Below are 12,761 nucleotides of genomic sequence, written 5' to 3' on the forward strand. Positions count from 1 at the left end.
TGCCGGTGTCTCCCGGCGTTCCGGTCAACCTAGCGGCACCGACGGACGCACGACCACCTCGTCGTCCAGTCATACGTGGGATCACTGACCACGGCGTACGCTGCGTGGGGTGTTCCTCCTCCTCGGCTCCCGCACCACCCAGGCCGTCCTCAACCTCGTGGCGTTCGTGTGCGGGTACTGCGGCGTCCACGCCCAGCAGCGGGTGGTCAAGCGCTCGACGAAGCTGACGCTGTTCTTCGTGCCGCTGTTCCCGATCTCGACCTCGTACGTCAACGAGTGCACGAACTGCGGTGCCGTGACGCGGATCACGGCGGCCCAGGCGCGGCACTCCCTCACGTGGAGCGCGGAGCAGGCGCGCAGCGTCCGCTGACCGGGCCGCGGCCCGGAGGCGCGGGAGGCAGCGCGCCAACGACAACTGCGCGGTCGTTGACGCGCGCACTTCGTCGTCCACGCGCGCACTCCCGCACGCCGCCCTCAATCCGCCAGCACGCGCGCCGTCCGCCGGTGCCACACGAGCGGCTCGGCCTCGTCGTCCGAGGCCACGGCGAGCACGCGGAGCACCACCAGGTCGTGGTCACCCGTCCGCAGCACGTCGGCGACGACGCACTCGAGCCACACGGGCGCGCCGTCGAGCAGGAGTGCTCCGGTCGTGGTGATCGTGAACGGCAGGTCCCGTAACCGGCTCGAGCGGTCACGGGACGCCAGTTGCCGCGTCCGCTCCACGTGCCCCGTCCCGAGCACCGAGATCCCCAGCACAGGCGCGTCGAGCAGGTCGGGCCACGTCGTCGAGGTGTGCTGGACCGCGAACGACACCATCGGCGGCTCGTACGACACCCCGACGCTGAACGACGACACGACCATCACGACGGGGAGCTCGCCCGCGACGGCGCCGATCGCCGCGACCCCGCTCGGGTGTTCCGCGAACGCGTCGCGGACGGCCTCGGGGCTGACCCCCGGACCGACGACCGGGCGCATCACCGGGTGACCTCCGTCCCGGGCAGGACGGTCCGGTCGGAGGCCGGCGTGCCGGACCGGTGCCGGGCCTCCCGTTCGTCGTCCCGCATCGCCGCGACCAGTGCGTCGACGTCGGGGAAGGCGCGCTGCTGGCGGAGCAGCTGCTCGACGACGAGGTCGACCCGCTCGCCGTACAGGTCGCCGTCGAAGTCCAGCACGTGCGCCTCGACCGTGTGGTCGCGGCCCTGGAACGTCTCGTTGCCGCCCACGGACACGAGCGCTGGTCGCGGGGTCGCCCACGACGCGGCACGGAACCGGCCGAGGTACACGCCGTCGGGTGGCAGGGCGTCGGGGTCGTCGAGCGCGAGGTTCGCCGTCGGGTAGCCGAGCACGCGGCCGGTCGCCACACCGTGCACGACGACGCCCGTCAGCGGCGGCGGGCCCCCGGCGGCGTCCGGCACCCACTGGCCCCCGGGAGCGTCCGGCACCCGCGCGGCCCCGGGAGCGTCCGGCACCCGCGCGGCCCCGGCGGCGTCCGGCACCCGCGCGGCCCCGGCGGCGTCCTCGGGCCCCCGTCCCTCCTCGGCGGGGGCCACCGGCAGCCGCGACGCCGCGACCACCGCGCCCACCGCCACGACGGCGAGCACCCCGAGCGCCGCAGCGGCACCACCGGCACCGGCGAGCACGACGGCGGTCACCGCGCTCCCGAGCACCGCACCGAGCTGCTTGACGCCATTGAACGCACCGGAGGCCGCACCGAGCGATCCCGGTGCCACGCCCGTGACGGCGGCGAGCGAGAACGGTGCCCAGACGAACGCGTTCGCGACGCCGAACAACACGAACGCCGCGGCGAGCGCCACGGGTCCGGCGTCGACCTCCACGAGCACGGCCGTCGCGGTGAGGGCGACGACCAGGCAGGCCGCGCCCACGACCGCCCCGGTCCGTGCTCCCGCCCGGTTGGTGACCCTGGCGGCCACGGGTGCGGCGGCGAGCGCGGCGACGCCCATCGGCACGAGGGTCAGGGCCGCGGACACGACGTCGAGCCCGCGGTCGTCCTGCAGGTGGAGCATGAGCGGGATCGGCGCCGACCCCACGCACCACGACGCGGCGGCGGCGCCCGAGGCCCCGGCGCGGAACGAGTGCGAACGGAACAGCGCCCCGGGCAGCAGCGCGGCCGCCTGGTCGTGACGCTGGAGCCGCAGGACGACCCCGACGAGCACGACTCCGGCGACGACGAGCGCCCACCGCGGGAGGCCCGCCACCGACCCGGCGCCGTCCCCCGTCCCCTGCACCCCGAGCACGAACGCCAGCACCCCGAGCGCGACGCCGCCCATCGCCCACGCGGGCACCCGGGCGTGCGACCGCGGCGACCGCGGGACCCACCGGAGCACGGCGGCGCCCGCCAGGACCCCGACCGGCACGTTGACCCAGAACACGGCGGGCCATCCCCAGGCCGCGACGAGGAACCCGCCGACGAGCGGGCCGGCGACCGTGGCCGCGCCGCCGCCGGCGCTCCAGACGGTGAGTGCGACGGCGAGCCGCGGTGGCCGGAACAGCGCGCGGATGGCGGGCAGGCACTGGGGCGTCATGAGCGCTGCCCCGACGCCCTGCACCACCCGCCAGGCGACGAGCAGGCCGATCGCGGGCGCGAGCGCGGCGAACACGGATCCGACGACGAAGGCCCCGAGCCCGACGAGGTACACCCGGCGGCCGCCGAACCGGTCGCCGAGACGCCCGGCCACCACGAGGGGCACCGCGAACGCGAGCAGGTAGCCGCTGTTCACCCAGAGCGCGGCCGTCGCGTCGACGCGCAGGTCGTCGACGAGCGCCGGCAACGCCACCGACGTGACGGTGCTGTCGAGCATGAGCACGAAGAACCCGGTGCACAGGCCGGCGAGCGCGAGCCACGGACGGGAGGCCCGACCCCCGCCCGCCCCGACCGGCGCCGTCGCCACCGCGGTCACCTCACACCGCCAGGTTCTCGCGGAGCGTGCGACCGGGATAGCGGGGGGCGAGCGCGCCGCGGGCCCGGAGCTCGGGCACGAGCAGCTCGCTCAGCTCCGCGAACCCCGACGGCATGCCGAGCGGGGTCGAGAGCATGTAGCCCCCGCGGGCTCCGGTCGTGGCGTGGTTCTCCTCGAGGGCGTCGGCGACCTCGGCCGGATCCCCGAGCAGCGTGTGGTCGAGTCCGGTCGCGGAGGCCCATCCGTGGTCGAAGAACTCGTCGCGGGTCATCGTGTGGTCCGCCCCGTGCTCCGCGACGAGGGTGCCGACGAGTCCGCCGGGACTGGCCTGCGCCGCGACGATGGCGTCCTGGAGTTCCCCCAGCCGGAACGTGGTCGGCAGGGTCGAGAAGTCGTACCCGGCGTTGTGCGACAGGAACGCGCCGACGGCCTCGTGGTCCCAGGCGCGCAGGACCTCGTCCCGTCGCGTGGTCGCCTCGCGCCGGGTGCGCCCGACGATCACCTGTGTCGCCCACAGGATCCCGACCGAGGCGGGGTCCCGGCCCTGGGCGCGCAGGGCGTCGTCGAGCATCGCGCGGTGCCGGCGCTGCCCCGCGACCCCGCCGCCGAAGCCGAACACGAGGTCCGCGAACGAGGCCGACGCCGTGATGCCCCGCGGGGAGTTGCCGGCCTGCACGACCACGGGGTGGACCTGCGGGCTGGGCACGCTCGCGAGCGGCCCGCGGACCCGGAAGAACCGGCCTTCGTGGTCGATCGGGTGCACCCCGGCGGGGTCGGCGAAGCGTCCCGTCGTCCGGTCGCGCACGATCGCGTCGGGCGACACGGAGTCCCAGAGCGCACGGCACACCGCGATGAACTCCTCCATCCGCTCGTACCGGAGGTCGTGGTCCATGAGCTCCGCGGACCCGTAGTTCTCGGCGTCGGCACCACGGGTCGAGGCCACGACGTTGAACGCGATCCGGCCGTTCGTGACGTGGTCGAGCGAGTTGAGCAGGCGCGCGACGGTGAACGGGTGCATGAACGTCGACGAGTACGTCAGCCCGAAGCCGATGTGCTCGGTCGCGGTCGACATCGCGGCGATGACCGGCGCCATGTCGTGCCGCGGCCACTGGATGCCCCACTCGACCGCGGCGTCCATGCTGCCCCGCCAGGTGTTCGGGATGCCCGAGCCGTCCCCGAAGAACAGCATGTCCACACCGGCGCGTTCCGCGGTCCGGGCGAGTTCGGCGTACATCCGGACGTCGGGGAACTCCTGCCCGATCCAGCTGCCGGCACGGGCCCAGCGTCCCTCGGTGTGGGCGAACGACAGGTCGTAGGCGATGTGGATGCCGCTCACGCCACGGCCTCGTCCCAGACGGCGGTCACGGTGTCGACGTCGGTGACGACGGCCACGTTGAGGCCGAGTTGCACCAGCGCGGCCGCGTGCACGGCGTCGTCGTAGGCGGCCGTCGCGTCCGCGGGCACGACCACGGGCCAGTCGAGCTGGAACGCGTCCTGCGCGGTCGCGGCGACGCAGCACTCGCTCGTCAGGCCGACGACGGTGAGCCAGTCGATCCCGGCGGAGCGGAGCCGCGCCTCCAGGTCGGTGCCGAGGAACCCGCTGTACCCGCGTTTGACGACGCGGTCCTCGCCGGGCGCGGGTGCCATCCGGTACCAGGCGGCCCCCTCGGACCCGATGACGCACGGCTCGTCGAGCCCCATCGGGCCGTCGTAGTCGCCGCCGCGGAGCCAGGTGCTCGCCCGCCAGGGGCGTGCTGGATCGCTGCCGAGCTCGACCCAGACGACGGGCACGCCGACGGCGCGGGCCCGGTCCACGAGCGCCCCGATCCGCGTGACCGTCGCGTCGATCGCGGCGAGGGTCTGCGGCGTGCAGCCGTACGCGCCGATGCGGTCCGGGTCGCCGAAGTCGCGCTGGACGTCGACGACGACGAGGGCCGGTCGCTGCCCCGGTGCCCGGAGGCGGTCGAGGGGCCCGGAGCGCGCCGGGGCGTCGGTGGCGGCCATCAGACGAGGGCCCCGTCGTGCGCACGGAGTGCCGGGAGGACCGTCTCGCCGAACAGCACCATGTCCTGGTCGTACTCGGGGAAGATCAGCATGAGGCCGTCGAGTTCGCCCTGCTCGACGACGTACTCGATGTGCTCCGTGACGGTCGCCGCCGAGCCCGCGACGTACGGCGTCTGGAACGCCGCCTCGCCGACGGCACCGTCCGCCCACGCGCGCGCCTGGTCGGCGGGGATGCCCCAGGACGCCTGCATCCGCGCGAGTGCCTCGCGGTCGAGGCCGGCGCCCCAGGTCCGCACCTTCCGCTCGGCGAGCGCGTCGGTCTCGTCCTGCACGACCGTGAGCATCGAGTAGGTCCGGCACGTCCGGCCCTCGGCGGCGGCGCGATCGTGCACGTCCCGCGACAGGTCGCGCATCTCGTCGAGGTCGTCGGCCGACAGGAACGCGCCGTCGGCGTACTTCGCCTGGAACGCCCGCGCGTCGGCCGAGCGGCCCGCGCTGATGATCCGGGGCCGCATCACGGGGTGCGGACGCGAGCTGCAGTCGTCGAGGTCGAACCACGGCGTGTGCATCGTCACGGCGTCCTCGGACCACAGCCGGGTGACGGCCTCGGTCCACGCCTCGGTCATCCGGTACCGGTCGGCGTGGCTCAGCGACGGGTCCCACTCGCCGAACTGCACGAACTCGTCCGCGTAGGCGCCGTTGACGATGTTCATGCCCACCCGACCGCCCGAGACGTCCTGGAGCGTGGCGTACATCTTCGCCGCGACGGCCGGGTTGTGGACGTTCGCGTGCATGGTCGCCCAGATCCCGACGCGGCTCGTGGCCTCGGCGATCGCGGCCATCATCGTCATGGACTCGAGCGAGCGACCCCAGTGGTCGGTGGTGCCGCCGAAGCCGCGCCACTTCGCCATGGACATGACGAAGTCGAGTCCGATGTCCTCGGCGTGCACCGCGGCGCGCTTGTTCCACGCGTAGGTCGCCTCGGGGTGGGGAGCGGTGGTGGAGAGCATCCAGCCACCGTTCCCGATGGGCAGGAAGATCCCGTACTCTTTCGCGGGCATCGCTGCGACCGCCTTCCGTTCGTGCTGTGGTGCGTGGTGGGTGCTGATCGGTGCGTGATGGGTGCTGATCGGTGCGCGGCGACCGGCTACGGTGCCGGCCAGACCAGCTTGCCGCCCTGGTAGATGGCGTCGACGTACCGGTCGTCGAACCAGCCCTTCGCGTCCGAGGCCGTGACCGACCCGGGGACGATGTCGTACTGGTGGAGCATCGCGACGAGCTTCGTGACGTTGGCCGGGTCGATCCCGCCGAGGGGCTGTCCGGGGGTCGGGTTGTCCGCGATGGTCGTCACCTCGGTCTTCCAGATCTTGGCGTTCTGGGCCTTGTCGTACGTCGCGCCGGACAGGTCGGCGGCGTACCCGACGCACTGCGTGACGTGGGCGTCGCTCGACGAGCAGTACTGGTACGCGTGGATCGCGGCGCGGAGGACGTCCTCGACCGCGGTCGGGTGCGCCTTCGCGAACGCGGGGTTCACGGCCATGGCGCCGATCGACGACGGGATGCCGTATTTGACGGGCTGCCACACCGTCACCGGGTCGCCCGCTGCCCGGAGCAGGTTCGGCTCGTTCGAGATGAAGCCGGTGAGGGCCTCCAGACCGCCCTGCTTGCGGGGCAGCACGGTCGGGTCGTAGCCCTCCTTGACCTGCTGCAGGGACTTCCAGTCCACGCCGGCCTTGATCATCATCGCCTCGACGGCCGCGGGGACGAAGCCCTTGTTGCCGACGACCTTGCCGTCGAGCTGGGTGAGCTTCGTGATGTCCTTGTTCGTCATGAGGATGTCGAGTCCGGCGTTCGAGTACGACGAGACACCGGTGATGTCGATGCCGTTCGCCCGCGCCTGGATGAGGTCCTGCTCGGCGATCGCGGAGATGCTCGCCTGACCGCTCGCGAGCAGCTTCGTGTTCTGGGCGGTGTCGCCGCTGCCGGGCTTGAGGCGCACGTCGAGGCACAGGTCCTTGAAGTACCCGAGCTTGCTCGCGGCGATGTACTCGAGGATCGATGCCGACGACTGGTACTGGTAGCCGGACAGGTAGGTGATCGGGCCGGCGGCCTTGTTCTCGGCACAGCGCTTCGACGAGATCGCCGAGGTCGAGGACGACGTGGTGTCGGCGGCGCTGCTCGTGCTGCATCCGGCGAGCCCGAGGCTCAACGCGGTGGCGGCGAGTGCGGCGAGACCGGCGACGAGGCGGCGGTGCTGCATGGGTCACTCCTTGCGTGGGTGGGGTGGGGTGGGTGCGGGGTGGTGCGACGGGACGGGCGGTGCGTCTGGTGCGGCGGAGCGTCTGAATCGGTGGGGCGGTGCGTCTGGTGCGGCGGTGCGTCTGGTGCGGTGGGACGGGAGGCACGGCGCGGCCGGCGCCGCCGGGGTGCGGCGGGCGGACGGTCGCGTCGAGCGCGAGAGGGTCTGTGGGACGTGCGAGGCGATGCGGCGGGGGCTGGGCCTCCCGGCTGGAGGTCCCCGGCCGGGGTCAGTCGGCGGCGGTCAGCCGGCCGACCCGGCGTGCCAGCGGAGCGCGCGCCGCTCCACCAGGGTGATGACCGCCAGGAGCAGGACCCCGATCACGGCGAGGATCGCGATCGCGGCGTAGACCACGGCGAGCTGGTTCATCGACGACGCCGTGCTGATCACGGTGCCGAGGCCACCGGTCGACCCCGACGCCGACAGCTCGGCGACGACGGCACCGATGATCGACAGCGGGAACACGATCCGGAGCGCCGCGAACACGTACGGCATGGCGTTCGGAACCCGCAGGTGCACGAGCAGTTCGAGCCGCGACGCGTTCATCGTCCGGTACACCTGCAACACCGGCTGCGGCACCGACCGGAGGCCGACCGCGGTGTTGATGAGGATCGGGAAGAAGCAGATGAGCGCCGTGATGACGAGCTTCGGGGCCGGACCGAACCCGAACGCCACCACGAGCGCCGGGGCGATCGCGACGAGCGGTGTCACGTTGAGGACGACGGCGATGGGCATCACCGCCCGACGGACCACCGGGAGCTCGCTCGTCAGGACCGCGAGCACGAACGCGGCGACGAACCCGATCGCCAGGCCGATCACCGCCTCGAGCAGGGTGATCCCGGCGTTCTGCACGTAGTACGGGAACTGCGTCGCGAGCGACGCGCCGATCGCCGGCAGCGGCGGCAGCAGGTACGGCATCGCGGCCGCGCCCCACTGCCACAGCGCGGCGAGGACCGCGAGCATGACGACGAGCGGCAGCCACACGCGGGGGTGCAGCCACGCGGTGCGGCGCGACCCCGCCGCACGTCCGCCCGGCCGGGAGGTCCGACCCGGCCCCGGCGGGTCCGTCACGACGGCGGCCGTGGTGCCGTCGACCCCTGCTCCGGTCGCGGCCGCGTCGGCGGCGGCGCTCGTCGTCGTGGCGGCCGTGGTCTCGGTGCTCATCCCGCGCCTCCTACGCCGCGTCCGTCGTGCGCCATGCCTGGTGCAGGGCGGCGCGGATGCGGTCCTCGTACTCGTGGAACCGGGTCTCGGCGAACAGGCGCTCGTTGCGGGGACGTGGCAGGTCGATCTCGATCGTGTCGACGATCCGCCCCGGGCGCGGTGCCATCACGACGACCTCGTCGGACATCCGCACGGCCTCGGACACCGAGTGCGTGACGAACAGGACCGTCGTGTGGAGCTCGTCCCACATGTCGAGGAGCTGGTCCTGCAGGTTCTCGCGCGTGAACTCGTCGAGCGCCGAGAACGGCTCGTCCATGAGCAGCACGTCCGGTTGCAGGCCGAACGCCCGGACGATCGCGGCGCGCTGCTGCATCCCGCCCGACAGCTGCGAGGGGAGCTTGTCGACCGCGTCCTCGAGGCCGGCCTTGCGGAGCAGGTCGCGCACGTCCGGGCTCGTCGTCGTCCGGTCGCCCAGGTCCCCGATCCGCTGCCGCCGAGCGGTCGCCCCCGTGTTGATCCGCTGTGGCAGCGACACGTTCCCGAGCACCGACAGCCACGGCAGCAGCGCCGGGGTCTGCGGCACGAGGCCGATGAGCTTGGCGGCACACGCCTCGGCGGGGGTCACGCCGTGGACGAGGACGTCACCGTCGTCCGCCGGCTCGAGGCCCGCGACCAGGCGCAGCAGCGTCGACTTGCCGCAGCCGCTCGGGCCGATGAGGCTCACGAACCGCCCCGGCTCGATCGTCAGGTCCACGCCCGCGAGCGCCACCATCCCGCTTGGTCCCTGTCCGTACACCTTGCGGGCGTCCCGCAGCTCGACCGCAGTCGTCATGTCGTCCCTCCACGCCGTCGCCGAGCACGGATGCTCGTTCTCGGATGGCGGAGAGCGTGCGTCGCGAGTTCGAGGTCTGCGACGCGGAGATCCGCTGCTACGACGACGACCGTACCGAGCACGTGTTTCGTGGAGCGGCGCTCGGTGTTGCGGACGTGTTAACGCTCGGGCGGCCGCGGGGGCCGGTGCTGCTCCGGCACCGCCGCGGGCTGGTCCGGCACCGCCGCGCTGGGCCCCGGAGCCGCAGCTCGGTGCTCCGCCAGCGGCACCACGTGGTCGCCGTCGAACACGACCACCTCGATGCCCAGGTCCGCCGCGGCCGTGGCGACCCACCCACCGAACGCCTGCACGACCAGCCCCGTGACGACGAGCACGGCGCGCTCGGCCGTGGGCACGCTCCGGAGCAGCCACGCGAGCTTCGCGCAGTCGGCGAGGACCTTGTTCCGGTAGGCGGGCTTGTACGTGCCCTGGTTGCCGATGAGCTGCACGACGACCGTGCCGTCGGGGTCCATGCCCTCGACCTCGACCCGGGTGCGCTCGTCGAGTTGCATCGGCCGCGGCCGGAGGCGCAGCCCCAGGTCGTCCCCGAGGGCCACGAGCATGCGCCGCTCGACGGACCCCTCGGCGAACCGACCCCACTCGCTGCGGGCGTCGGCCGTCGTCAGGGGCATGCGGCGAGTGTAGGGAGCGTCGGTTTCGCCCGTGTTACCGGCCGCGGGCCCTTCCCCGCGACCGGCGTGCGCGCGCCGACGACAAGTGGGCGGTCGTTGCCGCGCGCGCGTCGTCGTCCACGCGCGCATTCCCGCGCGGGAGGCCCGTCACGCCCGGTCGTGCAGCGTGATCCGGTACCCGTCGGGGTCCTCGAACGTGAAGGTACGACCGAACGGGCCGTCGACGGGTCCGTCCACGATCCGGACGCCCGCCGCGACGAGCTCGTCGTGGATCGCCTGCGCATCGGGCGCGTGGAACCACACCGCGACGCCGACACCCGGCTCGGGCGCATCGGCGACGCCCGACCCGGGCACGCGCTCCCGCACCGCGAACGCGATCGGCGTGGTGGCGAAGACGACCGCGTGCGGCGGCCCGGGCTGTCGGGTCAGTCCAAGGTGCTGCTCGTAGAACTCCGCGGACCGTTCGAGGTCGCGGACCTGCAGCGAGATGAAGTCGGGGCCGGTGACGGACATGTGTTCTCCTCGTTCGATGTCAGGAAATTGACACAACAACGCTATGTCAGAATACTGACATGAGTCAAGCGGACGAGGGCATCGACCTCGACACGTCGGTGGGGTACCTGCTCAAGCAGGCGTCGAGCGCGCTGCACGCCGCGATGGACGCGGTCCTGCGGCCCCTCGGCATGAGCATCACGCACTACTCGTGCCTCGAACTCCTGGCCCAGCGGCCGGGCCTGTCGAACTCCGAGCTGGCGCGCGGGGCCTTCGTGTCACGGCAGGCGATGCACGTCCTGCTGCAGGCACTCGAGCGCGACGGACACGTCTCCCGCCCTGCCGTCGCCCCCGCGGGCCGGGTACTCCCGACCGAGCTGACACCGCTCGGCCGCGAGCGCTTGGCCGTGGCGAGCGCCGCCGTCCGCGCCGTCGAGCGCCGCATGTCCGCGGAGCTCACGGGTCGGCAACCCCAGGAACTCGCGGCGCTGCTCCGGCGGTGCATCGCGGGCCTCCAGGCGTAGGCGGCGCACCGACCGGCGCGCCGCGACCACGGACGGGAGGCCCTCACCCGACCCGCAACGGACCGCTCCGACCGACGAGCCACACCGTCAGCGCGAACCCGGCCAGCACCGCACCCGCGACGGTCACCCCGGTCCACCCCCAGTCGTCCCAGAGCAGCCCGGCGAGCGCCGACCCGATCGCCCCGCCGATGAAGTTCCCGGTCACGAACGCGGTGTTCAACCGGCTCCGGGCCTCGTGCGAGACGGCGAAGATCCGCGCCTGGTTGAGGATGTTCTGCCCCTGGATCGCGATGTCGAGCAGGACGATCGCCACCAGGACGAGCACGACGGACCGTCCCCCGAGCCCCGCGACGACGAACGCCACGAGCGCGAGGACCCAGAGTGCGCCCGTCGCGGGGACGTTCCACCCGCGGTCGTGCAGGCGGCCACCGCGCTGGGCCGCGACCGCGCCGGCCAGACCCACGAGCCCGAACAGTCCGATGACGACCACGGGGTAGTGGAACGGTGGCCCGCTGAGCAGGAACGTCAGCGCGGTCCAGAACATCGTGAACGCCCCGAACCCCGTGGCGCTCAGGGCGAGGGTCCACCGGACGACGGGTTCGTGGACGACCACGAGGAACACGGACCGGATGAGCGCCGGGTACCGGATGCGCGCCTTCGGCTCGAGCGTCGGAATCGCCCGGTACAGCAGGAACGCGAGCACCACGGCGGCGACCGCGGCGATGACGAAGATCGTCCGCCAGCCCGCGACCTCGGCGATGAGCCCGCTCAGGGTCCGGGACACCAGGATCCCGGTCAGGAGGCCCGACGCCACCGTCCCGACGACCTGCCCGCGGTGCTCGTCGGCGGCGAGGTCGCCGGCGAGCGGCGTGAGCACCTGCCCCGCCACCGTGGTCAGCCCGACCGCGGCGAGCGCCACGAGGAGTGCGGCCATGGACGGGGCGAGCGCACATGCGGCGAGGGCGACCGCGGACAGCACGAGCATGAGCGGGACGAGCTTCCGTCGGTCCACCACGTCGCCGAGGGGCACGACGAGCAGGATCCCGACGGCGTACCCGAGCTGGGTCACGGTGACGAGCCACCCGGCGGTCGAGGTCGACCCGTGCAGGTCCCCGGCGATGAAGTCGAGGAGCGGCTGCGCCCAGTACAGGTTGCCGACGGCGGCGCCGCCCGCGATCGCGAACAGGAGGGTGCGACCGGTCGTCATGCCGGTCCGGGAGGGCTGGGTCACCCCACCAGCCTGCCCCTCGCCGGCCGACCGGAGGACGCCCCGGCACCACCGTTGTGGCGCGAACGGGGGACTGTCGGGGGACAGTTCACATGTGCGTACGATGTACGTGCAGTCCGCACCCACCGAGCGGGCCACATGGGGGGATCCGGCGTACGAGTGTGCCCGGTCGACATCAGTGGTCGTCGACCGGTGCCATCCCGAGCCGAGGGGCAGCCCGCATGCGCACCCGATCCCGCCACGCCCGTCGGCGCCCCCACCGCAGCACCTCCGGCGGTCGTGGCCCTCACCACCGACTCCCCCGGCTCGTCGCCGCGCTGCTCGTCGTCACGGCGCTCACCGCCGCCGGGACCGGGATCAGCACGGTCGCCCTCGCGGACCCCGGCGCACCGACGGGAGGCGCGACCTCCTCCCCGACGGCCGTCCCGACCGGGGCGCCCTCCGCCGATCCCGGCAGCGCCGGTGGTGGCACTGCCAGCGGCGGTCCCGCCGACGGTGGGCCGACCGGCGCGCCGAACCCGACGACGGCGCCGACCGACGTCCCGACGACCACCCCGACGAGCACGCCCACGACGCCCACCGACGGCGCCACGCCCGGCCCGGGACCCGTCACGGACCCGTCCCCCACC

General features: G+C 73.4%; 13 protein-coding genes and 1 pseudogene. 3 read left to right on the plus strand and 11 right to left on the minus strand.

Annotated elements, in window-relative coordinates; genetic code table 11:
* The first annotated feature begins 109 nt into the window (after positions 1–109).
* Positions 110–370, plus strand: a complete 261-nt coding sequence (locus DEI86_RS13070; protein ID WP_111011482.1) for a zinc-ribbon domain-containing protein — start codon at positions 110–112, stop codon at positions 368–370.
* Between the two features lie 104 nt (positions 371–474).
* Here the strand turns inward: DEI86_RS13070 and DEI86_RS13075 are convergent, their stop codons facing one another.
* The 10 genes from DEI86_RS13075 to DEI86_RS13120 all read right to left on the minus strand — a co-directional run bounded on the left by DEI86_RS13075 (position 475) and on the right by DEI86_RS13120 (position 10,401).
* Complete coding sequence (locus DEI86_RS13075) at positions 475–975, minus strand: flavin reductase family protein (protein WP_111049815.1); 501 nt, start codon at positions 973–975, stop codon at positions 475–477.
* Positions 975–2,909 carry an MDR family MFS transporter gene (locus tag DEI86_RS13080; protein ID WP_146244935.1) on the minus strand — a complete coding sequence of 645 codons (1,935 nt, stop codon included), beginning with the start codon at positions 2,907–2,909 and terminating at the stop codon, positions 975–977. Before DEI86_RS13080 ends, DEI86_RS13075 begins: the two co-directional genes overlap by 1 nt.
* A 10-nt stretch (positions 2,910–2,919) precedes the next feature.
* Positions 2,920–4,254 carry an NtaA/DmoA family FMN-dependent monooxygenase gene (locus DEI86_RS13085; protein ID WP_111049817.1) on the minus strand — a complete coding sequence of 445 codons (1,335 nt, stop codon included), beginning with the start codon at positions 4,252–4,254 and terminating at the stop codon, positions 2,920–2,922.
* Positions 4,251–4,922, minus strand: coding sequence for a cysteine hydrolase family protein (locus DEI86_RS13090; protein WP_111049818.1), 672 nt, complete (start codon positions 4,920–4,922; stop codon positions 4,251–4,253). The genes DEI86_RS13085 and DEI86_RS13090 overlap by 4 nt, the downstream gene beginning before the upstream one ends.
* Positions 4,922–5,983, minus strand: coding sequence for an LLM class flavin-dependent oxidoreductase (locus DEI86_RS13095; RefSeq protein WP_111049819.1), 1,062 nt, complete (start codon positions 5,981–5,983; stop codon positions 4,922–4,924). Before DEI86_RS13095 ends, DEI86_RS13090 begins: the two co-directional genes overlap by 1 nt.
* Positions 5,984–6,069: 86 nt before the next feature.
* A complete protein-coding gene (locus tag DEI86_RS13100; RefSeq protein WP_111049820.1) occupies positions 6,070–7,182 on the minus strand; it encodes an ABC transporter substrate-binding protein in 1,113 nt (370 codons plus the stop codon).
* 282 nt (positions 7,183–7,464) lie between these two features.
* A complete protein-coding gene (locus DEI86_RS13105; RefSeq protein WP_111049821.1) occupies positions 7,465–8,385 on the minus strand; it encodes an ABC transporter permease in 921 nt (306 codons plus the stop codon).
* 10 nt (positions 8,386–8,395) lie between these two features.
* Positions 8,396–9,217, minus strand: coding sequence for an ABC transporter ATP-binding protein (locus DEI86_RS13110; RefSeq protein WP_111014220.1), 822 nt, complete (start codon positions 9,215–9,217; stop codon positions 8,396–8,398).
* A gap of 158 nt (positions 9,218–9,375) precedes the next feature.
* Entirely contained in the window at positions 9,376–9,888 is a 513-nt protein-coding gene (locus DEI86_RS13115) for a hypothetical protein (protein ID WP_220038145.1), read from the minus strand.
* A 147-nt stretch (positions 9,889–10,035) separates the two neighbouring features.
* Positions 10,036–10,401: a VOC family protein gene (locus DEI86_RS13120; RefSeq protein ID WP_111049822.1), complete on the minus strand. Its 366-nt coding sequence runs from the start codon at positions 10,399–10,401 to the stop codon at positions 10,036–10,038.
* A gap of 59 nt (positions 10,402–10,460) precedes the next feature.
* Here DEI86_RS13120 and DEI86_RS13125 point away from each other — a divergent pair, with 59 nt between their 5' ends.
* The gene (locus tag DEI86_RS13125; RefSeq protein WP_111037576.1) at positions 10,461–10,904 is read left to right on the plus strand and encodes a MarR family winged helix-turn-helix transcriptional regulator; all 444 of its coding nucleotides are present in this window, start codon (positions 10,461–10,463) and stop codon (positions 10,902–10,904) included.
* 43 nt (positions 10,905–10,947) lie between these two features.
* On the opposite strand, the gene DEI86_RS13130 is transcribed toward DEI86_RS13125, so the two are convergent.
* Positions 10,948–12,135 (minus strand): MFS transporter, encoded by a 1,188-nt coding sequence (locus tag DEI86_RS13130; protein WP_258376552.1) that lies wholly within the window; start codon positions 12,133–12,135, stop codon positions 10,948–10,950.
* Positions 12,136–12,353: 218 nt separating this feature from the next.
* Between DEI86_RS13130 and DEI86_RS16990 the strand changes: the two are divergent.
* Positions 12,354–12,761 (plus strand): annotated as a pseudogene (locus tag DEI86_RS16990) (hypothetical protein); the annotation flags it as partial.

It is taken from the genome of Curtobacterium sp. MCBD17_028 (genome assembly GCF_003234875.1).
Lineage (GTDB): Bacteria > Actinomycetota > Actinomycetes > Actinomycetales > Microbacteriaceae > Curtobacterium.